Below are 22,829 nucleotides of genomic sequence, written 5' to 3'. Positions count from 1 at the left end.
TCTGGTGTCCCATCCAGAGCGACCTCGATCCGGGAGGCGGGTCGGGTTGGTCGTTATCGGCACGATCGCGAGTATCGCCGTGATCGGAGCCGCGGTGCTGTTGATCCTCACGTTCGCCCGGTTCGGTCCGCTACGCGCGGCCGCACCGGCACCGCTGCCCCCTACGCCCGGCAGCAACGGCAGTGCGACGACCAGGCCACCGACCGCCCCGACCGACCGAGAGTCCGCCACGACCACCGCACCGTCCCCGTCCGCCGGCCCCCTCGGCGCGCCGGTACCGTGCAGGACCGGCCGTCCGCAACCGATGTGCTTCGACGACCGGGTCGTCAATTCCCACCACCTGAGGACGTACTTCAGAACCGAGAAGTCGCGCGACTTCGGGTGGAAGTGCTACCAGCGCGGTGACAAGGTGCCGAAGGTCGGCAAGCAGCGGGAGATCGGAAGCTGCAGCGTCGCGCACTACTACCCGGAACGGAAGTTCAACTGGCAGCAGGAAGTCACCTGGACCAACCTCAGCAACGACCCGAAGCGCAAGCTCGACGAGATCAGCGCATCCGTGGCCGTCCGTAAGGGAGTCACGACCGATCGCGAGGTAACACCCGCCGACGCGCGGCTGGTCGCGGATGCGGCTGTCGGCACGGCGCTGAAGGCCGCATTCGGCGAGCACAGCGAGATCGCCGATCAACTGCTCGACGCGTACACGACCACCTGTCACGACACCGCGGACGGACATCCGTCGAAGACCTCGACCGGTTACACGATCACCTGTGACCAGCCGTTCGTGCTCGACGTCGGCAACCTGCACCAGATCTCGGAGTCGGTTTCGTTCAGTTCCTACCCGTGACCGACACTGTCGGTCGGCGAATCAGGGTCACTCGCACCACTCCAGCAGCCGATCGACCGGCCAGGTGTTGATGATGCGATCCGGCTCGATGCCCACGGCGGCTGCGCGTTCGCAGCCGTAGGCCAGGAAGTCGAGTTGGCCCGGTGCGTGGGCGTCGGTGTCGATGGAGAACAGGCATCCGGTCTCGTACGCCAGTCGCATCAGGTCGTCCGGCGGGTCCTGCCGTTCGGGCCGGGAGTTGATCTCCACCGCGGTGTCGAACTGCTTGCAGGCTTCGAAGACGACCTCGGCGTCGAACACCGACTGCGGTCTGGTCCCTCGCTCGCCCTCGACCAACCGACCGGTGCAGTGGCCGAGAATGCTGACCTGAGGGTTGGCGATGGCGGCCACCATCCGATGGGTCATCGACTCCGAATCCGAGCGGAGCTCGGAGTGCACGCTGGCGACCACCACATCCAGCTCGGCCAGCAGGTCCTTGGTCTGATCGAGTCCACCGTCGGTCAGGATGTCGACCTCGATCCCCCGCAGTACCCGGAACGGCGCCAGGTCTTGATCAAGTTCGCTGATCACCTCCAGCTGCTCGCGGAGCCGCTCGGCGGACAGTCCGCGTGCGACCTTGAGCCGCGGCGAATGATCAGTGATCGCCGCGTACTGATGACCAAGATCAATTGCGGTCGTCATCATCTCCCGCAGCGGGCTGCCACCGTCGGACCAGTCCGAGTGCAGGTGCAGATCGCCACGCACCGCCGACCGCAGCTCGACCCCGCCGGTCGCCAGCGGCTTGGCGGAACCACGGAGCTTGGCCAAGGCATCGGGTACGACGCCGCTCTCGGCCTGGCTGATCACCTGTGCGGTCTTCGGTCCGACCCCGGCGAGCTCGGACCAGCTGCCGCGTCGACGGTGATCATCGTGCTCCGCGCCGGTCAGTCCCTCGACCGCGTCGGCCGCCCGCCGATAAGCGCGGACCCGATGGGTGTCGGCACGGGAACGTTCCAGCCAGAAACCGATCTCCCGCAGCGCCGCCACCGCATCGGGGTGGTCGTCGCCGCCGATGCTGCCGGTCCCGGGTCCGTCCACGTGCTTCTCCTCCCGTGGCGCCCGATTCCCGATGGCCCGATTCGGCTTCGAGCGCAGACGCCGAATCAAACTCTACTGGGGCCGCGCTACAGCGCCAGAACGGAGCCGTACCGTTTCGCCTCGCCATCGGGGATGCCGATCATCCCGTCAGGTCCGCGACATCCGACGGACCGGCCGATTGTTGTTGATCATGATCACCCGGTACCGAAGGCCGGCGGTGCTGTCAGTAGGCGACGGCGGTGCCGTAGGCGTATTGCCGGCTACTGTGGTCGGCCTGTCGCAGTCTCGGAGTCGGACCGAGTCCGGGAACACCGACGATGACCGCCCCATGACCGGCGTTCTCGTGCGGTGCACCGATCACCAACCCGGCGGACGAGCCGGCGAGGGCGGCCCCGGTGAGATCGCCGTTCTCGACCCAGCCCGGCATCCCGGCCGTCGCCTGATTCCAGCCCTTGCCGGTACCGATCGTCTGCACCACCCCAGTGGCATACGCCGACTTGATCTCCTCCTCCGGTGCCCCGACGATCAGTTCCAGCCGATCACCGAGCACGGCCGAGGTCACCGCCCAGCCCAACCGGTCCCCCTCCTCCACCTGCCCGGTCATGCCGTACGAGTCCTGATCCCAATTGATGATGGTGCCGTTCGGACGACCGGTCGATCGGGACAGCGGCACCACGGCCACCGTGCCGGCGTGCCGGAGCCCGTCGATGCCCTCGTCCGGCGCGCCGATCAGCAGCCGCGGACCTGCGGCATCGGCCGGCGGCGTCACATGCACCGACCATCCGAAACGGTCACCGGATTCCGCCGTGCCCGGGAAGCCGGTCCGAGCCTGACTCAACGAGTGCGGATCAAATCGTCCTTGATCGGACAGCACCAGCACGGTGCCGGCGTCGGCCACTCCGGACGATGTCTGCCCCGGTGCTCCGATCGCCACGATTCCTTGATCAACACTGATCGACGTCCCGAACCCGGCCTTCGGCGACGGCGCACCGGCGACGCCGGCCGTCGCGTAGCTGATGGTCCTGGCGTCCGCGGCGGTCTGGTTGCCGTCCCCGCCGCGGATCCGGAACGACGTCACCGACCCGGCACCGCCGACGCCGCCGACAACCGCACCCGGCGCACCGATGTAGAGGCGTTCGGATCCCCGTTCGCCTTCGTCGGCGTCGCGCGGCGTCGACGCCACCGCTGCCCCGAAGTGGGCACCCGGCTGCGGCGTACCCGGTACGCCCGCGATGCCGGGGGCGAACCGGCCGAACTCCTCGAGCGTGCCCGAACCGGTCATCCCGTAGATGTAGACGGCGCCGGCCTCCTCGACCCCGTCGACGGTCTCGTTCGGACTGCCGACCGCGATCAGACTGCAGAGTTCGGAGTTGCTGTCCTGATAGCTGGACAAGTAGGTCAGCGATGACCCGAAGCCCGGCACGGTGCTGTGGATCGTGTCCCGCGTGTCGTCCTCACTCCGGTACACCTTGAGGTAGCTGCCGACCGAGTAGACCACGTCCGGCAACTGCGGCAGGCCGACCGCGACGTCGGGCTTGCCGTCACCGCTGATGTCGTCGCTGCTGCGGCAACCCGTCGCGGCCGCCGCCTGCGGGACGCCGACGGACAGGCCGACGGACAGCATCGCAGCGGTCAGCAGGACCCGCCATCGGCGGCGCGCCGCACCGTGGCTGCCGGTCACCGGGTGCCGTTCACGGCGATCGTCGTCGATCATGACCACTCCTGGGGGTGAAGTGTTGAGATCACTCTAGGGCCAGGCTCAGGGCGCGACAGCGGATCCGTACCGGTCGGCGTTCGTGCTCGGTGCGAGCCAGCGGACCGGGTCGGAGTCGCCGGCAGGACCGCGGTAGATCACGGCGCCCGATCCGGCGTTCTCGCCAGGCACCCCGATCACGCCACCGGCCAGCGCTGCACCGAACCGGTCACCGTTCTCGTTGCCGCCCGGGATGCCTGAGCTGGACTGACTCAGACCGAAGTCGTCGTCACCGATCACCTGGACCATGCCCGCATCGCGGTGACCGTTGATGTCCTCGCCGGGAATCCCGATGATGAACTCCCAGTTGTCTCCGATCAGCACCGAGGTGATCGCCGAACCGAACGCGTCACCGGCTTCGGCTGTGCCCGCCAGATCCGAGGAATCCTGGTTCCATCCGGTGCTCACCGGCACCGGCGCGCCACTGTCGATGCGGATCGGAACATTCACCGCCGATCCGGCATCGGCTACCGACGAGAGATCCTCACCCGGGACTCCGACGACCAACGGGATCACCGCATCACCCTCCTGGCCGGCCAGCTCGATCGCCGCCCCGAACCGATCACCGCGCTCCGAACTGCCCGGCACGCCGGAGGTCGACTGACTCAGCTGACGCGGCGCGAACGGCGCGGCATCGTCCTCGGCCATGATCAGTGCCGCGCCCGCGGCCACACCGCCGACCGCCTGTCCGGGAGCGCCGATCGCCACCACGCCGTGGCTGACCGAGAGCGCCGCCCCGAGGGCACCGTGCGGCGTCGGTGCACCAGGAACGCCGGCGCTGGCGTAGCTGATGATCTTGCCGTCCTCGGCTGCGGGACGGTCCGCGGTCCCGAGCCGGAAGGAGGTGACACTGCCGGCATCGGCAACCGACGAGACGTCCTGCCCGGGCGCCCCGACGTACAGCCGGCGTGACCGCGGATCGACCTCGTCGTGCAGTCGGGTCGCTGACGCCACCGTTGCGCCGAAACGGGCGCCGGCCTGAGCGGTCCCCGGTACACCGTCATGTCCTTGGGTGTACCGGCCCCGTTGGACGAACTCGTCACCGTCCCAGGCGTAGACATAGACGGCGCCCGCTGCGGCCTTGCCGTCGACCGTCTCCTGCGGGCTGCCGACCACGAGTTGGCTGCAGAGCCGATCATCGCCCTCATTGACGTAGGACGACAGTTGGCCGACCGAGGAGCCGAAACCGTTGGGCCCTTGGAGCCGGACGACCTTTTCCCTGTCCTCGTTGGTGATCCGGACCTGGACCGTGCCGCTGCGGCCACTGGCGCCCGGGGCACCGATCACCGGGTCGGTGCGGTAGTCCCCGTCGAAGTCGTACGAAGCGCGCAGGCACTCCGGTTCGGCGGCCGCCCGCGGAGCACCGATGATCAATCCCGCGATCACCAGAGTGGATGCCAGCGCCGCGGCGGCCAGCCTGTGGCGGGTTGATGACTTGTCGCGGTTCTGGTTCGCGTTGATCATGGTGGCTCCTCGGGCGGGATCTGCTCACCTTAGGTGAAGCTGTGAGCGTCGACGGGCCGAATCGATCACGATCAGTAGGTCGATTCGATCACGCCGAGCAGCACGTTCGGTCACGACCGGAACACGACCGGTTCCACCCGGGCGAGGTCAACCGAATACGCTGCGCACCATGGCGGCAACTCCTCGCGGCATCAGCCGATCTCTGCTGCCGTCTGCCAAGACCCGGGCGGCGATCGCCAAGCGGATGGCGGCGGTGTCGGGTGAGATGACGACCGCGGCCGTCTCGGAGATGGAGAGCCGACATGCCTGGTTCTCCGAACTGGACGCCAAGCACCGGTCCTGGATCACGCTGGTCGCGCAGGCCGGTATCGACGGGTTCGTCCAGTGGTTCGCCAATCCTGAGCCGGAACGCCCGTCGACCGCCGACGTCTTCGGTTCCGCACCTCGGGAGTTGGCTCGGCGGATCTCGCTGTACCAGACCGTCGAACTGGTCCGGACCACGATCGAAGTGGCGGAGAACCAGATCGACGAGTTGATGCCGCGCGGCGACCGCGCCGTGCTGCAGGCCGCCATGATGCAGTACAGCCGGGAGGTCGCGTTCACCGCTGCCGAGATCTACGCCCGGGCGGCCGAACTGCGCGGGGCCTGGGATGCCCGGCTGGAGGCGCTCGTCGCCGATGCCGTGATCCGCGGCGAGACCGACGAGACCGTGTTGTCGCGCGCCTCCGCATTGGGCTGGCGATCGTCGGCCAACGTCGTGGTCGTGGTCGGCCCGGAGCCGGCCGAGGAGCCGACCGTCGCGATCGAGAGCATCCGGCACGAATGCGCCAAGGCCGGGCTCGACATGCTCGGCGCCGTTCAGGGTGATCGGCTGGTGGTGGTGCTGGGTGGTGGCGAGATCGCCGCGCCCGATGTCGCACTGCGGATGGTCGAGCGGTTCGCCGACACCTTCGGCGCCGGCCCGATCGTGATCGGCCCACCGGTTGATCATCTCGCCGAGGCCACCCGCAGCACTCGGGCGGCGCTGTCCGGCTACCGGGCGGCCGCCGCGTGGCCGGATGCCCCGCGACCGGTCCGGGCCGACGATCTGCTGCCCGAGCGCGCGCTGTCCGGCGACGGCCATGCCCGCCGTGCTCTGGCCCGCGACATCTACGCTCCCCTGGCGGCAGCAGGGAGCGGCCTGCTGGAGACCTTGATCGTCTTTCTTGATCATGGCGCCAGCGTCGAGGCGACCGCCCGTTCTCTGTTCGTGCATGCCAATACCGTTCGCTATCGGTTGAAGCGGATCAGCGAGGTCACCGGTCATAGCCCGACCGACGCCCGGGACGCCTACGTCTTACGGCTGGCACTCACCCTGGGGCGGCTGCTACCGACCGACGGCAGGCAGACCAGTTGATCTTGGACCGTCGGCGACGAGCCTCGGCCCGTCAGCCGCCGCGGAGCACCTCGAGGGCATGATCATATTTTCCGGCCAACCTGGTGCGGGTCCGGTCGTCGAGCCGAGCGACCCGGGCCGGATCGGTGTTGTCGGCGATGTCGGCGAACTTGACGCGTAGCGCCAGCGGATCCGCCCTGACCCGCCGGTAGTAGTCGTCCGGTTCATCTTTCTCGACCCTGGTCAACGCGACCACCGCGGCCACGATCGCCGCGTCGAAGTCGGCGGCAAGATCATCTGCTGTGACGTCGGTGTCCTCGACCACGTCGTGCAACCAGGCGACGACCCTGCCGTCATGATCATCTTCGGCCAATCGGTCGGCGACCCGTTCGGGATGACCGATGTACGGCTCGCCGCTCTTGTCGGTCTGCCCCCGATGCGCCTGGGTCGCGATCGCTATCGCCCGGTCGACGCTCTCCGCTGTCGCCATCTCGTACTCCCTCACGTTCGGCTGGTGGCTGCTTCGCATTCTGCCCATCCCCTCCGACGACATGCCGATCCCAGCAGTTACCGGGCCGCCGACCTCGGCCAGATTGCAACAGTTGCTACCGAATCGCCCCGGGCCAACCAACACCCGAGGGCGATTTCGCAACAGTTGCTGCGATGTGACCCTCGTCGCCTGGGCGTTGCGCGGGATCAGACGAGAAGCCCGTAACCTCATCAGACACACCAGTCACATTGGTCACTTCTGCCAACGTCCGATCCGGTCATCAGGGGTAGACCTGTCCGTGCACTGGTCGGGTGTTTGTAGGGATCTGACAACTCGACATCAAGAGATTCGTCGTGTCGTTGCAGGGCTGAACGGGGGTCGGCGCGGAAGAGTTGTCGCGTGCTCGCCATTGTCGCTCCCGGTCAGGGTGCCCAGACCCCAGGTTTCCTGAAACCGTGGATCGCCGAACCGACCTTCTCCGAGCGGTTGGACTGGTTGTCGGCGGTCAGCGGACTTGATCTTGCTCACTACGGGACCGAGGCCGACGCCGAGACGATCCGAGACACCGCGATCGCGCAACCGTTGCTGGTGGCCGCCGGCCTGTTGGCCGCGCTCGAACTCTTTCCGCATCCGACCGACGCCTTCGCCCATATCGGTGTTGCCGCCGGACATTCGGTCGGCGAGATCACTGCGGCAGCCGGCGTCGGTGTCCTGACCGCCGAGCAGGCGATGGTGCTGGTCCGGGAGCGGGGCCGGGCGATGGCCGAGGCCAGTGCCGCGACGCCGACCTCGATGACGGCGGTGATCGGCGGCAACCCCGACGAGGTGCTGGCCAAGATCGACGAGCATGGGCTGACCGCGGCCAACAACAACGGACGCGGCCAGGTCGTGGCCGCCGGCACCGTTGACCAACTGCGAGCGTTGGCCGGTGACCCGCCGGCCCGGGCCCGGCTGATCGAGCTCAGCGTCGCCGGCGCGTTCCACACCGTGCACATGGCGCCGGCGGTGCAGCATCTGTCCGATCTGGCCCGCGCGGTTTCCACCCACGATCCGCGGACCCGGTTGCTGTCCAACGCCGACGGACAGGTGGTGCACGACGGGGCCGAGGTGCTGCAACGCATCGTCCGCCAGGTGTCCTCCCCGGTCCGCTGGGATCTGTGCATGACGACGATGGCCGATCTCGGCGTCACCGGCCTGCTGGAGATGCCGCCGGCCGGCACCCTGACCGGCATCGCCAAACGCAACCTGAAGGGCGTCGAGGTGTTCGCAATGAACACTCCCGATCAGCTCGGCGACGCGGCCGACTTCGTCCGCCAGCACGCCGACGCCGGCGCCGCCGGGCCGATCAACGGCAATCCGACCTGGCGACTGATCGTGTCCCCCGGCAAGGGGCAGTTCATCCGTACCGACGATCTGGAGATCGGCACAGTACTGCCGCGCATGAGCACAGTCGGTGCTGTCAAGAACCTCCGCGACGAGATCCCGGTCAGTGCCCCGCATGGCGGGATCGTCGTGGAATGGCTGGCCGAGGACGGCGATCCCGTCTCGCCCGGCCAGCCACTGCTGAGGTTGCATCCGGTCGTCGAAACGGCCGACGCGACCGAGGTGAGCCGCTGACGATCACCGATGAGCAGGTCGCATCTTCGTGATCGACATCTCAACCGGGCATGATCGACAACTGAATCCGGACCAGCCCGGTCCATCCGATCGCTCGATCGACAACTACCAGCATGATCAACCACAAGGGAGACAAGCCAGATGGCAACCACCGAAGAGATCCGCAGCGACCTGGCCGAGATCGTCAACGAGGTCGCCGGGGTCCCGGCCGACGACGTCCAGCTCGACAAGTCGTTCACCGATGACCTCGATGTCGATTCGCTCTCGATGGTCGAGATCATCTACGCCGCCGAGGAGAAGTTCGGCGTCAGCATTCCCGACGAAGAGGCCAAGAACCTGAAGACGGTCGGCGACGCCGTCGCCTACATCGAGCGCGCCGCCGCCTGACACCCCTCGGGTCGGCGTCACGACTGCAGCAGCGGGACTGACGCCGACACCGCACCCCACGACTAACGCGAGGAGCGCATCCCTGATGTCCCGGACCACTGTTGTCGTCACCGGCCTCGGAGCCACCACTCCGCTCGGCGGCGATGTGGCATCCACCTGGGCCAATCTGGTCGCCGGCAAGTCCGGCGTCCGTCCGATCGAAGCCGACTGGGCAACGGATCTGCCCTCGCGGATCGCCGGCCAGCTCGCTGTCGACCCGTCGGAGGTCCTGAACCGGGTCGAGGCCCGACGCCTGGATCGCTTCGCCCAGCTGGCGCTGATCGCCGCCAACCAGTCCTGGACCGATGCCGGCTTCGGCTTCGGCGAGGACAATCCCGTCGACCGGGAACGACTCGCGATCAGCATCGGGACCGGCATCGGCGGCATGCACACGCTGCTCGGCCAGTGGGACATCCAGAAGGAGAAGGGTTTGCGGCGGGTCAGCCCGCTGACCGTGCCGATGCTGATGGGCAACGCCGCATCGGCACAGGTGAGCCTCCGGCTCGGCGCCCAGGCCGGCGCGCACACCCCGATCTCGGCGTGCGCCAGCAGTAACGAGGCGATCGCGCACGGACTGGACCTGATCCGGCTCGGTCGCGCCGACGTCGTGGTCGCCGGCGGATCGGAGGCCGTCGTCCATCCGATGCCGATCAACGCGTTCGCCCAGATGCAGGCCACCAGCCGGCGCAACGATGAGCCGCAGTTGGCCTCGCGGCCGTTCGACAAGGATCGGGACGGCTTCGTGCTCGGTGAGGGTTCGGCGATCTTCGTTCTGGAGACGCTGGAACACGCCCAGGCCCGCGGCGCCCGGATCTACGGTGAGCTGGCCGGAGCCGGCACCACCTCCGATGCCTACGACATCGTCGCTCCCGACCCGAGCGGACTGAGTCAGGGGCGGGCGATGAAGCTCGCACTGCGGGAGGCCGACCTGGACGCCAAGCAGATCGTCCACGTCAACGCACACGCCACGTCCACCCCGACCGGCGACCCGGCGGAGGCGGCGTCGATCCGCTTCGCCCTCGGCGAGGACACCGACGCGATCGTCACCTCGACCAAATCGATGACCGGTCATCTGCTCGGCGGTGCCGGCGCGCTGGAGTCGATGGCCACCCTGTTGGCGTTGCGCGATCGCGTCGTGCCGCCGACGATCAACCTGGACAACCCCGAACCGGGACTCGGCATCGACATCGCCACCACCTCCCGCGAACTACCTGCCGGCGATCTTGCCGGCATCAACAACTCCTTCGGCTTCGGCGGCGCCAACGTCGCTGTCGTCTTCACCAACCAGTACGCGACAGGAGCTTGACATGACAGCCGTCCTTCGTGATCAGAACGTGCAGAGTCCCGGCGATGCCGTGGACCGAGCCGAGCAGAGACCGAAGGACGAGTCAGCCGGTACGAACCCGGCCAAGCCCAGCAAGCCGCCGCGGGACAGCGATCCGCGCAACCCGAACCTGCGACTGGCCGCGTTCTTCGACCCCGATTCGGTCGAGTTGATCACCGCCGACGACGGCTCGGGAATGCTCGCCGCGATCGGAACCGTCGACGGCAACCGCGTCGTCGCCTTCTGCTCCGATGCGACGATGTCGGGGGGCGCGATGGGTAACGACGGCTGTGCCGCGGTGGTGTACGCCTACCAGCGCGCGATGGCCGAGCAGCTTCCGATCGTCGGCATCTGGCACGCCGGCGGTGCCCGGCTGCAGGAGGGCGTGCTGTCGCTGGACGCGGTCGGCAAGATCTTCAACGCGATGACCCATGCCTCGGGCAAGATCCCGCAGATCTCGGTGGTGCTCGGACCGGCGGCCGGCGGCGCCGCCTACGGTCCGGCACTGACCGACATCGTGATCTTGGGACCCGAGGGGCGGATCTTCGTCACCGGCCCGGACGTGGTCCGTTCGGTCACCGGTGAAGACGTCAACATGCTGCGCCTCGGCGGACCGGACACCCACGGGCGGCGCTCCGGCGTGGTGCACATGGTCGCCGACGACGAAGCCGACGCGCTGGCCCGTGGTCGCCGATTGATCGGTCTGCTGGCCGATCAGCGAGCGGTCGCGACCGACGTCGCCGACACCGACCTGGCCGCCCTGCTGCCGGAATCGACGAAGCGCGCCTACGACGTGCATCCGCTGGTCGAGGCACTGCTCGACGACGACACCATGATCGAATTGCATGCCCGCTGGGCACCCAACATCACCATCGCGTTCGGCCGGCTCGGTGGTCGTACGGTCGGTGTGATCGCCAACAACCCGCTCCGGCTCGGCGGCTGCCTGGACTCGCTCAGCGCGGAGAAGGCCGCCCGGTTCGTCCGGATGTGCGATTCGTTCGGCGTCCCGCTGGTGGTGCTGGTCGACGTGCCGGGCTATCTGCCCGGCGTCGGGCAGGAGTGGGACGGCGTCGTACGACGTGGCGCCAAGCTGCTGCACGCCTTCAGCGAAGCCGGCGTGCCCCGCGTCACCGTGGTGACCCGCAAGGCCTACGGCGGCGCCTACATCGCGATGAACGCCAGATCGCTGGGTGCCACCAAGGTGTTCGCCTGGCCCGGCTCGCTGATCGCGGTGATGGGATCGATCGCGGCGATCCGGATCCTGCACCGCCGCAAGCTGGCCTCGACGCCGGAGGATCTGCGTCCGCAACTGGAGGCCGAGTTGGCCGCCGAGCACGAACGGATCGCCGGCGGGGTCGAGCGGGCGCAGCAGATCGGTGTGGTGGACGAGATCGTGTCCCCCGACGTGACCCGCTCGGCGATCGCTGCAGCGATCGCCGAAGCCGACACCGGTTACCGCGGTCAGCACACCAACATTCCGTTGTGACACCGGGAACCGGTTGACATTCATCGGGTCTCTTGACAGGCTGCGACGACACCTCAGCCCGAAATGTCGACTCTGCATCGCCACGTCCGGGTGCAGACATCCCATGAATTGCCAGCCTGTGTATGAGACCTGTTCTTTCCCGTCGCTCCGTGTTGTCCGTCGCCGGCGCCACCGGCTTGGCCGCGCTGACACTGCCGCTGGCCTCCTGCGGAAACGACCCTGCAGGCGGCGGCCACACTGACCATCACGGTCGGACCACGCTGTCCTGGTTGATGTGGTCCGGCGGCAGCGAGGAACAGCAGTCCTGGCTGGACGCAGCCGCCACCGTGCACCGCAGCCGACCGGACCTCACCCTCGAACTGCAGACGAGTTCGTTCGACGACTACTTCACCAACCTCGGGACCCGGATCGCCGGCGACGGCGCGCCCTGCCTGGTCAGCATGCAGAGCCTGCGGCTCGGCACCTTCGACGAGACGATGGTGCCGCTGGACGACCTGATCGCCGACCGTGGCATCGCGCTGGACGATTTCGATCCCAACGCGCTGAAGGCGCTGCAGTCCGACGGCCGGCAGATGGCGCTGCCCTACGACAACGGTCCGCTGCTGATCCTTTACAACAAGGACATGTTCCGCGCCGGCCGGGTCGCCGAACCCGAGCCGGACTGGACCATCTCCGATTTCGAGCAGACGGCGAAACGACTCACCCGCGGCCGGAAGTACGGCTATGCGGCCTTCCCCAACAGCGAACCGATGCTGTCGATGCTGGCCACCTACAACGGGGCCGGTGCCGTCACCGCCGATCGCCGACTCAGCCTGACCGACGAGGCGATGATCGAGGCGTTCGGTTGGTACACCGGGCTGGTCCGTGATCAACGGGTCGCACCGGAGATCTCCGGCAACACCGACAACAGCACCGATCAGTTCCTGGCCGGCAACGCGGCCATGGTGACGACCGGCCCGTGGGACATCCTGAACGTCAACGCCGAAGCCGATTTCACGGTGGGACTGGTCCGGCTGCCGGCCGGACCGCACGGATCGCGGACGCTGTCGGCCGGGTCGGGATTCGGCATCGCCCGCAGCTGCACGGTGCCGGAGAAGGCGTTCGAGGCGGTGCAGATCCTCACCGGACAAGCCCAGCTGACCGCCCTCGGGGCGCAGGGCCGGGCGTTCCCGGCACGGCTCGCGGCCCAGCACGCCTGGTACGAGAGCGCGCCGAAGGGAGCCAAGGCCGCGCTTTCCTCGGCACTGGAGACGGCGACACCGCTGGTCACCACGGAGAACTGGACCGAGGTCGCCGACGGCATCGGTCAGTACGGCGGGCAGGCGTTCAACGGCGAGCAGTCACCGCGCGCCGTACTGGAACAGTTGCAAAGCGATTTCGGGGACGCCCCATGACAGCGACGACACTGGACCGACGCGCCGATCGGAGGACGTCGGAATCGGCTGCCGGCCGTCGGCGGCGCAGCGACCTCGGGCCGGCAGCGGTCTTCCTGTCGCCGGCCATCATTGGGCTGACCGTCTTCACCCTGTTCCCGATCGTGATGTCGCTGTTCGTCAGCCTGTTCGACTGGCCGGCGTTCGGCACCCGCGACTTCGTCGGCGGCGGCAACTTCGTCGATCTACTGACCAGCACGCAGTTCCGCCGGGTGATCGCCAACACGGTGCTGTACACCGTGCTCTACCTGCCGTTGAACATCATCGTCTCGCTCGGTCTGGCGTTGTGGATCGCCAGCATGGGACGGGGCCGGCAGGCCTTGCGAGTGATCTTCTTCCTGCCGGTGGTGACCCCGATCGTCGCCCAGGTGCTGGTCTGGCGGCTGATGTACCAACCGGACGGCGTGATCGCCGGCCTGCTCGCGCCGTTGGGGATCGAGGCACCGAACTTCCTCGGCGACAGCTCCTGGGCAATGATCTCGATGGTCCTGATGAGTGTCTGGCAGGGCTTCGGCTACAACATGTTGATCTTCTCCGCCGCTCTTGATCAGATCCCGCAGTCGATCGAGGATGCGGCCAGCGTCGACGGCGTCGGGGTCTGGCAACGCTTCTGGCACGTCAAGCTGCCGATGATCTCTCCGATGCTCTTCTTCGCCACCACGATGACCTTGATCACCACGTTCCAGGTCTTCGCGCAACCGATGATCTTGACCGGCGGCGGGCCGGGCGATGCCACCGAGACACTGGTCCTCTTCATCTACCGCAAGGGATTCTCCTCCTTCGCCCTCGGGACGGCGGCTGCAGCCGGCTGGTTCCTGTTCGCGCTGATCCTGATCGTCACGCTGGTCCAGTTCGCCAGCCAGCGGAAGTGGGTGAACTACGATGTCTAGCCTCGCCGACAGCCGCCGAGCCCGTACGGTCCGGCTGAAGCGCTACCGACACACCGCATCAGCGGTGCTGCTGTGGATCGTCGCGATCATCTTCCTGCTGCCGGTGCTCTACGCGGTCGCCGTGTCCTTGAAGCCTGCCGCCGATGTCTTCGACATCCCACCCACGTTGGTCGGTTCGTCGATCCGATGGCAGAACTACGTCGAGGCGATGACCTATCTGCCGTTCGGTAAATTCATCGCCAACAGCGTGCTGGTCGCCGGTTCCGGCACCATCGTGGTCCTGATCGTGTCCAGTACGGCGGCGTACGCGTTCGCCCGGCTCGGCTTCCGCGGCCGGTCGGTGATCTTCATGATCTTCCTCTGCACGCTGATGATCCCGCAGGAAGTGCTGGTCATCCCACTGTTCATCGAGATGCAGGGATTCGGTTGGGTGGACAGCTATCCGGCGTTGATCCTGCCGTTCGCGTTCACCGCGTTCGGCACCTTCCTGTTGCGGCAGTTCTTCCTGACCGTGCCGCAGGAGATGGACGATGCCGCCACCATCGATGGTGCCGGTCGGTTCCGGACCTTCGTGTCGATCATGCTCCCGTTGGCTCGACCGAGCCTGGCCGTGCTGGCTGTCTTCACTTTCATCACCTACTGGAACAGCTTCCTGTGGCCGTTGGTGATCACCTACAGCACCTACGACAAGGGTGTCGTCCCGGTCGGCCTGCAGCTGTTCTTCAGTCAGCAGGGCAGCCAGTGGCATCTGGTGATGGCGGCAGCCGTGGTGTCCATGGTGCCGACGGTGATCATCGTGCTGCTGCTCCGCCGCCATCTGGTCAGCGGGATCTCCACAGCAGGACTGGGCGGCCGCTGACCGTGCTCAACCGGGCTCGGCGACGGTCTCCGGTGTCGTCCGTACCGACCAGATCCCGGCGACCGCGAGCCACAGGACCGCAGACAGTGTTGCGATTCCGCTGATCGTCAGAGCGAGTTCGACGTCCAGCAGGCCGGCCAGACCGGCACCCGCCGCGGAGCCGAGTGCCAAGGCGGCACCGCTGACGAACTGCACGCTCCCGTTGGCCCGCCCGCGGACCGCGTCGGCGAGCAGCCGCTGCTTGGTCGTCTCCTGGTGGACATCCCACAGTGTCCAGCCGAACGCATTCACCAGACGACTGCCGATCACCACCGGCAGCGCCAGCGGCCCGGCGACGATCGCCAACGGCAGCAGCGCCATCCCCGCACTGCGCAACAGAGACCCGCTGACGATCGACCGGCCGGCGCCGAATCGCGATCCGATCCGGCGGGCGAGGAACGCCGCCACCAGACCGCCGACCGTGCCGACGCTGTACACGACGCCGATCATGCCCGCCGACAGGCCGAGATCTCGATTCAGGAAGACCAGCGTGATGCTCTGACTCGCCGACCAGGCGAAGAAATACAGGCCGTCGGAGATCGCCAGCGACCGCACCGTCCGTTGCCGCCAGGTGTAGATCAGTCCATCCAGGAAGGCGCGCAGCACCGGTTCATGATCATCGGGCATCGGTGGGCGTTCCCGGCGACGGATGGTGGCGTTGGAGACCGCGCTGACCAGATAGCTGGCACCGGTGATCAGCAGGCCGGCCGGCGGGCCGAGCGCCTGGATGATGAAGCCGGCCAGGCTCGGCACCGCCGTCCGGGTCACCCCGTCGGTCGCGCCGGTGGCTGCGTAGGCCTGCTCGAGTCGTTCGGACGGCACCACATTGGGGATGTAGGACCGATAGGCGGTCAGCCAGCAGACGTCGAAGGCGCCGACCAGGATCGCCAACACGAACAGTTGGCCGATGGTCAGCCAGCCCAGCAGGGCCGCGACCGGGACACTGAGCAGCAGCACGGCGCGGGCGACGTCGGAGATGATCAACAGCCGCCGTCGGGACACCCGATCGACGATCACCCCGACGAACAGTCCGAAGATCAGCCAGGGCAGGTTGAACACTGCGACCAGCAGACCGACGGTCGGCGCCGACGCCTGCAGGGTGATGATCGCGACCAACGGCACGGCCAGCACGGAGAACTGTTGGCCGACCAACCCGGTGGCCTGCGCGATCCACAGATGGACGAAATCGTGATTGCGCCAGGGCGGCACACTCGGCTGCTCGGACACGGGTCCCCTCGGCTAAGCTGATCGGAACCGAAAGCTTGACTGACTTGGCTAGCCAAGTCAAGAGGAGGGTGATGGGTTCCGTCGACGATCTCTTCGACCTCGATCCCGACAGCGACCGGACGACATCGCAACAGATCGCCAACGCCGTACGGGCAGCGATCCTGCTCGGCGTCTTCGCCGCGGACGAGAAGCTGCCGTCGCAGCACGAACTGGCGGCCCGCTACGGCGTCGCCCGGGAGACGGTCAAAGCGGCACTGCGCATCCTGCACGGCGACAAGCTGATCGTCAGCCGGCAGGGCTCGGGCGTGTTCGTCCGGCACCGCCAGGGCAGCACCGAGACCTTGACCGACATTCTGCGCGGCGCGTTCGACCGGCCGCACGTCTCCATCGACTACTGCGGCTTCAACGGCGAGACCCTGGCGAACACATTGCCGCCCAGCCTCCACGAACTGGGCACCGGGCGGCTGTCCGCCACGACCGTGCGGCTGCGGATGCTGCTGGTCGACCCGGAGTTGTTGCCCGCCATGCCGCGGGCGGTGCCGCAGGATGCCCAGCAGCGGTCGCCGACCCGTACCGGCCCACCCCCGGACATCCGGCGGACCTTCGGCGGCCTGCTCGACCGCTCGGTCGGCCGGCTCGCCGCCGCGCTGGACGAGCTCACCGACCGCAGGCTCGTCGACTCGACGCAACTGGAGGTCCGGGTGCACGGCCTCGGCCCGTCGGTGAAGCTCTACCTGCTGAACGGCGAGCGGGCCTTCTTCGGCTTCTACCCCGTCACCACCGCCGCCTACGAACTGGGTCCGGATCGGGTGCCGACGTTGCTGCATCATCCGTCGGGCTGGGACGCCACGGTCTTCTCCGCCGCCGACGGAATGTCCAGCTCGATCGCGCCGATCGACGGCGACAGCGAGAGCCGCGGGCCGATCAGCAGCGGGCCGCCGTTCACCACCCAGGCCCGCGCCTGGTTCGACTCCCTGTGGACCACGCTGGCCCGCAGCTACCCGATCACAGAAGGAAGCCGATGACCGACGCCGCCACCGATCTGCCGAGCGACTACGAGCAGAGCCCCGACCGACCGGTCACCGCCGACCAGGTGCCCGCCGTGGTGGCCGAGATCGCTGCCGGAGCAGCGATCCGGTGGATCTGGCACAACGAACTGGACGGTCGCACCTATCGGATCGAACGCAGCAACGGGACGGCAGAATACGTCAAATGGTCCCCCGACCATCCGGAGATCGATCTTGGTCTCGAGGCGGCGAAGCTGACCTGGACCGCCACCTACAGCACCGTGCCACAGGTCCTCGGCCACGGCCGGGACAGCGCGACATCGGAATGGCTGCACACTGTCGCCGTACCGGCCGAATCCGCGGTTTCCGCCACCTGGAAGGCCGATCCGCTGACCGCAGCCCGCGCGATCGGCACCGGACTGCGAATGCTTCATGATCGACTTCCGGTCGCCGACTGTCCGTGGTCCTGGCAGGTCGCCGATCGGGCCACCAAGATCAAGAAGCCGCAGCACCGGACGCTGATCGAGCAGGCCCCGGAGATCGACCGGCTGGTCGTCTGCCACGGCGACGCCTGCGCACCCAACACGCTGATCGCTGCGGACGGTAGCTGCGCCGGGCATGTCGATCTCGGCAGCCTCGGTCGGGCCGACCGGTGGGCAGACCTGGCGATCGCCACCTACAGCCTGGACTGGAACTACCAGCCGGCCTATGAGGACGAACTGCTGGCGGCGTATGGCGTCGCGCGCGACGACGACCGGATCGACTACTACCGCCGGCTCTGGGACGCGACCTGACGAGCGTTCGGTCCGGACGGGTCTGACCGGCAGCCGATTGATACCGTCACGGCATCATGTATTCCTTCGAGCAGCTTCGCGGTTTCGTCGCCGTCGCCGAGGAACTCCATTACGGACGGGCGGCCGAGCGGCTGGCGATGACCCAGCCGCCGCTGTCCCGGCAGATCCAGAAACTGGAACGGGCGATCGGTGTCCGGCTGCTGGAACGGGATCGACGGCGGGTCCGGCTGACACCGGCCGGCGCCGCCTTCCTGGACGAGGCACGCCGGCTGCTGGCGTTGGCCGACGCAGCTCCTGATCTTGCTCGACGGATCGACGCCGGCTCCTCCGGCACGCTGCGACTCGGCTTCACCGCGGCCTCGGCGTACGCGGTGCTGCCCGGCGTCCTGACGAAGCTGCAGCAGGCGTTGCCGGAGGTCGATCTCGACCTGACCGAACTGGTCACCCGGGCCCAGCTCGAAGCGTTGGCGAACCACGAACTCGATCTCGGTCTGGCGCGACCGCCGTTCGACGCCGACCTCTTCGCCTCCCGTCCGTTCGCCCGGGAGGCGTTGTGCGCAGCGGTCCCGGACGGTCACCGGCTCGCCGCCCTCGACCGGCCGCTGACCGAGCGGGACCTGGCCGGCGAGCCGGTGATCATGCCGTCGGCCACCGACGCCCGCTACTTCTACGACCTGGTGATCCGGACGGTGTCCATCGACCCTGCGTCGGTGGTGCATTCGGTCAGTCAGGTGCTCACCACGACGTTGCTGGTCTCCGGTGGCCTCGGGATCGGCTTCGTCCCCGAATCGGTCTCCCGGCTCGGCGTCCGCGGCGTCACCCTGCTGGAACTCGCCACCAGCGCGCACCAACCGGTCGAGCTGCATCTGGTCTGGCCCCGTGACTCCCGCAACCCGGCGCTGCCCCGGGTGATCGACCTGCTGCTGGATCGGGCAAGTGGGCTGCCGGCGATCAGGACGTGGCGGTGAAGTCGGCGGAGTCGACGGTCCAGGCTCGCGCCTGATCGGACAGGGTGAACCCCAGCCCGGGGCGATCCGGCAGCCACATCCTGCCGTCGTGGGTCGCCAGCCGTTCGTTGAACAGCGGGTCGAGCCAGTCGAAGTGCTCGACCCACGGATCGTTGCCGGCAAAGGCAGCGGCCAGATGCAGATGGATCTCCATCGCGAAATGCGGCGCCAGATCCAGCTGATGATGCTCCACATATGTTGACAGCTTGAGGAATTGGGTGATTCCGCCGATCCGCGGTGCGTCCGGTTGGACGACGTCGGCGGCGCGGGCGTCGATCATCCGGACGTGTTCGCCGACCCCGGCCAACATCTCACCGGTCGCGATCGGAGTGTCCAGGGCGCTGCTCAGTGCCGCGTGACCTTCGGCGTCGTAGGCGTCCAGCGGTTCCTCGATCCAGACCAGGCCGAACTCCTCCAACGCCCGGCCCAGCCGCAGCGCCGTGCGCCGGTCCCATTGCTGGTTGGCGTCGACCATCAGCGGTACGTCCTCGCCGAGCGCCTCCCGTACGGCGGTCAACCGCTGCAGGTCGGTCCGCCAGTCCGGCTGGCCGACTTTGATCTTGATCCCGCCGATCCCGTCGGCCAGTGATCGTTGCGCGTTCTCGATCACCTGCTCGATCGGGGTGTGCAGGAATCCGCCGGAGGTGTTATAGGTCCGGACACCGTCGCGGTGTGCGCCGATCAGTTTGCCGACGCTCAACCCGGCGCGCTTGGCCTTCAGGTCCCAGAGCGCGACGTCGATGGCGGCCAACGCCTGGACCGACAGGCCGCTACGGCCAACCGACGCTCCGGCCCAGACCAGCTTGGTCCACAGTTTGCCGATGTCGGAGGCGTCCTCGCCGATCACCGCCGGCGCAACCTCACAGGCATGGGCGAACTGACCGGGCCCGCCGGCCCGCTTGGAGTAGGAGAAGCCGATGCCATCGTCGCCGGCTGCCGTCGTCACCTCGGCGAACAGGAAGGCCACCTCGCGCATCGGCTGCTGCCGCCCGGTGAGCACCTTGGCATCACTGATCGGCGTCGACAGCGGCAGCGTGATCGAGGACAACCGGAGCGCGATGATCCGATCCGCCGAGGTGGCCACACTGGTTTGCTGCGAAGTCATGGCGCGCTGTCCTCCTGGCTGCTGGCGAATGATCGCGGCATCAGCGTAGGAAGGGCTGTTCCCCTCGGTCCAACACCATTTGGGGATTGTTCGATGCCGCCCCGGCATCACAGCCGCCGGATTTGCGAATCGGGCCGGGTTGCGGGATCAGTCGGCCTGATCGACTTGCGGAAACTCCTGTTTCGCCTGCCGCAGGATCCGCCGCATCATCCAGACGTCGACGGCGCCGCCCAACACGCCACCGGCGACCGGGAGCCCTCGCCCGAGCCGGGTCAGGAACCGCTCGCCGACCGATTTCAGCAGCCGGACCCCGACCGCCTTGTTGATCACCATCAGCGCCGACGGCGGCAACCGCCGCAACGCCATCCCGGTCAACGCCCCACCGGGCACCGCCGCTCCGGCCGTCTTCAGGATCTCGTCGCTGCGGGAACCGACCAGGGACAACAGCACGGCTGTCCGGATGTGCGGCTGGTTCACGTCGTAGCCGCGCAGGCTGGCGATCGCGCCGACCGTCCGGGTCGCCTGCAGATAGAACTCCAACAGGTTGACCGGGATCGCGACCGGCATCGTGACGAAGCCGCCGAGTCCGGTGGCGAAACCGCCGGCACCGCCACCGATCGTCGCCTGTCGGGACACCCGTTCGACCGCGTCCTCGGTGCTTTTGCTGCGGGCGCGCGCCGACCGGGCAAAGGCTTCGGCCGACGGCAACGGGCCCTTGCCGTCGAGACCCGCATCGAGCAGTCGGCGGATCAGCTTGCCGACCGCGCTGTCATCCGGCTCGATGGTCTCGGCCAGTTCGAGCGCCGGCCGTTGCTTCGACGGCTTGCCCGCCAGTGGATTGAACGGGTTGTCCCGCACACGTTTGATGATGTCGCCGACGCCCATGGCCCAACAATAGGTGCCGACCGGTCGACCATCGACCGTTCCGTCAGCGCATGCAGGCGGCGATCAGACGTTCGAAGCCGGCCCGGGCGTGCTGGATCGCCTTCGGGTCCAGGTCGAGTTGCATGGTGTGGTTCAGCGACAGCATCAGGCCGGTCGCTTCGAAGATCACCTGATCGACGTCGGTGTCGGCGCTGAAATCGCCGTCCTGGACAGCGGTGGAGATCTGCTCGGCGAGGTAGGCCCGCCATTCCTCGGTCCGCTGCCGGGCGACGTCGCGGACCGGGCCGGGACGGTCGTCGTACTCGGTGGTGACCTGGGTGAAGAAGCAACCGCCGGGATAGACGCCGCGTTCCAGATGCGAGATCCAGGCCTCGACCAGTTTGCGAAGTCTGGCCAGCCCCGGCGCGGCGTGCGCGGCCGGGACGATCACCTCGCGACGATAGACCCGTACGGCCTCGTTCAGCACTGCGAGTTGAAGATCGAGTTTGCTGCCGAAGTGCCCGATCACGCCGGATTTGCTCATCGTGAGTTCTTCGGCAAGTCGGCCCAAGGTAATGGCGTCCAGACCCTCCACCGACGCAAGATCGACCCCGGCAGTCACGATCAGGTGCCGGGTCTGCTGCGCATGTGCCGCGGAACGTCGGGGACTCACACCTAAGATTATCCCAGATCAGATTTTAGAGAACGCGCGTACGCTAAACTCGGGTCTGTGACCGATCAAACTCCGGCCGCCACCGAGCGCCCCTCCTCCCCTCGCCCCGAGCCGACCCGTCACGGCTCGGAGATCATCGGCGCCGGCTGCTACCAGCCGTCGAAGGTGCTCACCAATCACGACCTGGAGGGGATGGTCGAGACCAACGACGAGTGGATCCGGACCCGGACCGGGATCCGGGAGCGTCGGATCGCCGGCGACGAGGACACCGTCCCCACCATGGCCACCGCCGCGGCTGAGGATGCGCTGGCCAACGCCGGAATCACCGCCGCAGCCGTCGATCTGATCGTGGTCGCCACCTGCACCTCCGATCAGCGGTCGCCGAACACTGCCGGGCGGGTGTCGAACAATCTCGGCGCACCGTCCCCGGTCGCGATGGACATCAACGTCGCCTGCTCCGGCTTCGTCCATGCCCTGGCCGTGGCCGACCAGGCGATCCAGGCCGGCACCGCGACCACGGCGTTGGTGATCGGGGCGGAGAAGCTCAGCTCGGTCACCGACTGGACCGACCGCTCGACCTGCATCCTGATCGCCGACGGCGCGGGTGCGTTCGTGCTCCGACGCGCCGAGCGCCCGGGCGTCAGCGCGGTGACCTGGGGTACCGAGCCCGAGCTGACCGACGCTGTGGTGATCGAGCCGCCGACGAACAAGTTCGTCCAGGACGGCAAGTCGGTGTTCAAGTGGGCGATCTCCAGCGCCGCCGGCTATGCGTCCAAGACCGTCACCAATGCCGGCTACACGATGGATCAGATGGGCGGTCTGTTCAGCCACCAGGCCAATCTGCGGATCATCGAGCCGCTGGCCCGCCAGCTCGGACTGTCCGATCGGATCGTGGCCACCGACGTGGTCACCTCGGGCAACACGTCGGCCGCCTCGATCCCACTCGCCTTCGCCAAGATGTGGCAGGCCGGCGAACTGCCCGCCGACACCCCGTTCCTGCTGTTCGCCTTCGGCGGCGGCTTCTCCTACGCCGGTCTGGTCGCCCGCACCCCACGCGCCTGAACTCGAAGGGCGC

At 67.8% G+C, this 22,829-nt stretch carries 21 protein-coding genes; 13 read left to right on the top strand and 8 right to left on the bottom strand.

The features are described 5' to 3' along the window. Positions 1–4 precede the first annotated feature (4 nt). Positions 5–844 carry a hypothetical protein gene (locus BLU38_RS32110; RefSeq protein ID WP_157683695.1) on the top strand — a complete coding sequence of 280 codons (840 nt, stop codon included), beginning with the start codon at positions 5–7 and terminating at the stop codon, positions 842–844. 27 nt (positions 845–871) lie between these two features. Here BLU38_RS32110 and BLU38_RS24925 read toward each other — a convergent pair whose 3' ends face one another. The 3 genes from BLU38_RS24925 to BLU38_RS24915 all read right to left on the bottom strand — a co-directional run bounded on the left by BLU38_RS24925 (position 872) and on the right by BLU38_RS24915 (position 5,138). Further along, positions 872–1,921, bottom strand: a complete 1,050-nt coding sequence (locus tag BLU38_RS24925; protein WP_231920027.1) for a PHP domain-containing protein — start codon at positions 1,919–1,921, stop codon at positions 872–874. A 223-nt stretch (positions 1,922–2,144) separates the two neighbouring features. Then, a complete protein-coding gene (locus BLU38_RS24920; protein WP_157683694.1) occupies positions 2,145–3,635 on the bottom strand; it encodes a hypothetical protein in 1,491 nt (496 codons plus the stop codon). 45 nt (positions 3,636–3,680) lie between these two features. Beyond that, the gene (locus BLU38_RS24915) at positions 3,681–5,138 is read right to left on the bottom strand and encodes a hypothetical protein (RefSeq protein WP_091528595.1); all 1,458 of its coding nucleotides are present in this window, start codon (positions 5,136–5,138) and stop codon (positions 3,681–3,683) included. A 169-nt stretch (positions 5,139–5,307) separates the two neighbouring features. Between BLU38_RS24915 and BLU38_RS24910 the strand changes: the two genes are divergently transcribed. Then, positions 5,308–6,534, top strand: a complete 1,227-nt coding sequence (locus BLU38_RS24910) for a PucR family transcriptional regulator (RefSeq protein ID WP_091528592.1) — start codon at positions 5,308–5,310, stop codon at positions 6,532–6,534. A 31-nt stretch (positions 6,535–6,565) separates the two neighbouring features. Here the strand turns inward: BLU38_RS24910 and BLU38_RS24905 are convergent, their stop codons facing one another. Then, the gene (locus tag BLU38_RS24905; RefSeq protein WP_091528589.1) at positions 6,566–7,003 is read right to left on the bottom strand and encodes an HD domain-containing protein; all 438 of its coding nucleotides are present in this window, start codon (positions 7,001–7,003) and stop codon (positions 6,566–6,568) included. 399 nt (positions 7,004–7,402) lie between these two features. On the opposite strand from BLU38_RS24905, the gene BLU38_RS24900 reads away from it, so the two are divergent. The 7 genes from BLU38_RS24900 to BLU38_RS24870 all read left to right on the top strand — a co-directional run bounded on the left by BLU38_RS24900 (position 7,403) and on the right by BLU38_RS24870 (position 15,038). Then, the gene (locus tag BLU38_RS24900; protein WP_091528586.1) at positions 7,403–8,620 is read left to right on the top strand and encodes an acyltransferase domain-containing protein; all 1,218 of its coding nucleotides are present in this window, start codon (positions 7,403–7,405) and stop codon (positions 8,618–8,620) included. Between the two features lie 141 nt (positions 8,621–8,761). Continuing rightward, the gene (locus BLU38_RS24895) at positions 8,762–9,007 is read left to right on the top strand and encodes an acyl carrier protein (protein ID WP_091528583.1); all 246 of its coding nucleotides are present in this window, start codon (positions 8,762–8,764) and stop codon (positions 9,005–9,007) included. Positions 9,008–9,092: 85 nt separating this feature from the next. Next, complete coding sequence (locus BLU38_RS24890) at positions 9,093–10,352, top strand: beta-ketoacyl-[acyl-carrier-protein] synthase family protein (protein WP_091528580.1); 1,260 nt, start codon at positions 9,093–9,095, stop codon at positions 10,350–10,352. A gap of 1 nt (position 10,353) precedes the next feature. Continuing rightward, the gene (locus tag BLU38_RS24885) at positions 10,354–11,856 is read left to right on the top strand and encodes an acyl-CoA carboxylase subunit beta (RefSeq protein ID WP_091528577.1); all 1,503 of its coding nucleotides are present in this window, start codon (positions 10,354–10,356) and stop codon (positions 11,854–11,856) included. A 149-nt stretch (positions 11,857–12,005) separates the two neighbouring features. Next, positions 12,006–13,250 carry an ABC transporter substrate-binding protein gene (locus BLU38_RS24880; protein ID WP_157683693.1) on the top strand — a complete coding sequence of 415 codons (1,245 nt, stop codon included), beginning with the start codon at positions 12,006–12,008 and terminating at the stop codon, positions 13,248–13,250. After that, the gene (locus BLU38_RS24875; RefSeq protein ID WP_091528571.1) at positions 13,247–14,179 is read left to right on the top strand and encodes a carbohydrate ABC transporter permease; all 933 of its coding nucleotides are present in this window, start codon (positions 13,247–13,249) and stop codon (positions 14,177–14,179) included. Before BLU38_RS24880 ends, BLU38_RS24875 begins: the two co-directional genes overlap by 4 nt. Continuing rightward, positions 14,172–15,038, top strand: coding sequence for a carbohydrate ABC transporter permease (locus BLU38_RS24870; RefSeq protein WP_091528568.1), 867 nt, complete (start codon positions 14,172–14,174; stop codon positions 15,036–15,038). Before BLU38_RS24875 ends, BLU38_RS24870 begins: the two co-directional genes overlap by 8 nt. Positions 15,039–15,044: 6 nt before the next feature. Here BLU38_RS24870 and BLU38_RS24865 read toward each other — a convergent pair whose 3' ends face one another. Continuing rightward, a complete protein-coding gene (locus BLU38_RS24865; RefSeq protein WP_091528565.1) occupies positions 15,045–16,304 on the bottom strand; it encodes an MFS transporter in 1,260 nt (419 codons plus the stop codon). Between the two features lie 71 nt (positions 16,305–16,375). On the opposite strand from BLU38_RS24865, the gene BLU38_RS24860 reads away from it, so the two are divergent. Genes BLU38_RS24860 through BLU38_RS24850 form a run of 3 tightly spaced genes read left to right on the top strand, consistent with a single transcriptional unit; the run spans position 16,376 to position 19,073 of the window. After that, on the top strand, positions 16,376–17,329 hold the full coding sequence (locus BLU38_RS24860) for a GntR family transcriptional regulator (protein WP_091528562.1): 954 nt from the start codon (positions 16,376–16,378) through the stop codon (positions 17,327–17,329). Then, positions 17,326–18,105 (top strand): aminoglycoside 3'-phosphotransferase, encoded by a 780-nt coding sequence (locus BLU38_RS24855; RefSeq protein WP_157683692.1) that lies wholly within the window; start codon positions 17,326–17,328, stop codon positions 18,103–18,105. Before BLU38_RS24860 ends, BLU38_RS24855 begins: the two co-directional genes overlap by 4 nt. 56 nt (positions 18,106–18,161) lie before the next feature. Then, complete coding sequence (locus BLU38_RS24850) at positions 18,162–19,073, top strand: LysR family transcriptional regulator (RefSeq protein WP_091528559.1); 912 nt, start codon at positions 18,162–18,164, stop codon at positions 19,071–19,073. Here BLU38_RS24850 and BLU38_RS24845 read toward each other — a convergent pair. From BLU38_RS24845 to BLU38_RS24835, 3 genes are all read right to left on the bottom strand, one after another. Then, positions 19,057–20,217 carry an L-talarate/galactarate dehydratase gene (locus BLU38_RS24845; RefSeq protein WP_091528557.1) on the bottom strand — a complete coding sequence of 387 codons (1,161 nt, stop codon included), beginning with the start codon at positions 20,215–20,217 and terminating at the stop codon, positions 19,057–19,059. The genes BLU38_RS24850 and BLU38_RS24845 overlap by 17 nt on opposite strands. A 147-nt stretch (positions 20,218–20,364) precedes the next feature. Beyond that, positions 20,365–21,102, bottom strand: coding sequence for a hypothetical protein (locus tag BLU38_RS24840; RefSeq protein WP_091528554.1), 738 nt, complete (start codon positions 21,100–21,102; stop codon positions 20,365–20,367). A gap of 43 nt (positions 21,103–21,145) precedes the next feature. Further along, on the bottom strand, positions 21,146–21,754 hold the full coding sequence (locus tag BLU38_RS24835) for a TetR/AcrR family transcriptional regulator (protein WP_091528552.1): 609 nt from the start codon (positions 21,752–21,754) through the stop codon (positions 21,146–21,148). A 57-nt stretch (positions 21,755–21,811) separates the two neighbouring features. Here BLU38_RS24835 and BLU38_RS24830 point away from each other — a divergent pair, with 57 nt between their 5' ends. Beyond that, positions 21,812–22,816, top strand: a complete 1,005-nt coding sequence (locus tag BLU38_RS24830) for a beta-ketoacyl-ACP synthase III (protein WP_091528549.1) — start codon at positions 21,812–21,814, stop codon at positions 22,814–22,816. Positions 22,817–22,829: the final 13 nt, after the last annotated feature.

The organism is Microlunatus soli (genome assembly GCF_900105385.1).
Taxonomy (GTDB): Bacteria; Actinomycetota; Actinomycetes; order Propionibacteriales; family Propionibacteriaceae; genus Microlunatus; species Microlunatus soli.
Note: the sequence above shows the minus strand (reverse complement) of the source record. Positions and strands in the feature narration are given on the sequence as shown.

Coding starts and splice junctions, on each gene's coding strand:
- BLU38_RS24920 (WP_157683694.1), bottom strand. CDS start 3,635: ATGATCGACGACGATCGCCGTGAACGGCACCCGGTGACCGGCAGCCAC.
- BLU38_RS24915 (WP_091528595.1), bottom strand. CDS start 5,138: ATGATCAACGCGAACCAGAACCGCGACAAGTCATCAACCCGCCACAGG.
- BLU38_RS24910 (WP_091528592.1), top strand. CDS start 5,308: ATGGCGGCAACTCCTCGCGGCATCAGCCGATCTCTGCTGCCGTCTGCC.
- BLU38_RS24905 (WP_091528589.1), bottom strand. CDS start 7,003: ATGGCGACAGCGGAGAGCGTCGACCGGGCGATAGCGATCGCGACCCAG.
- BLU38_RS24895 (WP_091528583.1), top strand. CDS start 8,762: ATGGCAACCACCGAAGAGATCCGCAGCGACCTGGCCGAGATCGTCAAC.
- BLU38_RS24890 (WP_091528580.1), top strand. CDS start 9,093: ATGTCCCGGACCACTGTTGTCGTCACCGGCCTCGGAGCCACCACTCCG.
- BLU38_RS24885 (WP_091528577.1), top strand. CDS start 10,354: ATGACAGCCGTCCTTCGTGATCAGAACGTGCAGAGTCCCGGCGATGCC.
- BLU38_RS24875 (WP_091528571.1), top strand. CDS start 13,247: ATGACAGCGACGACACTGGACCGACGCGCCGATCGGAGGACGTCGGAA.
- BLU38_RS24870 (WP_091528568.1), top strand. CDS start 14,172: ATGTCTAGCCTCGCCGACAGCCGCCGAGCCCGTACGGTCCGGCTGAAG.
- BLU38_RS24860 (WP_091528562.1), top strand. CDS start 16,376: ATGGGTTCCGTCGACGATCTCTTCGACCTCGATCCCGACAGCGACCGG.
- BLU38_RS24855 (WP_157683692.1), top strand. CDS start 17,326: ATGACCGACGCCGCCACCGATCTGCCGAGCGACTACGAGCAGAGCCCC.
- BLU38_RS24850 (WP_091528559.1), top strand. CDS start 18,162: ATGTATTCCTTCGAGCAGCTTCGCGGTTTCGTCGCCGTCGCCGAGGAA.
- BLU38_RS24845 (WP_091528557.1), bottom strand. CDS start 20,217: ATGACTTCGCAGCAAACCAGTGTGGCCACCTCGGCGGATCGGATCATC.
- BLU38_RS24840 (WP_091528554.1), bottom strand. CDS start 21,102: ATGGGCGTCGGCGACATCATCAAACGTGTGCGGGACAACCCGTTCAAT.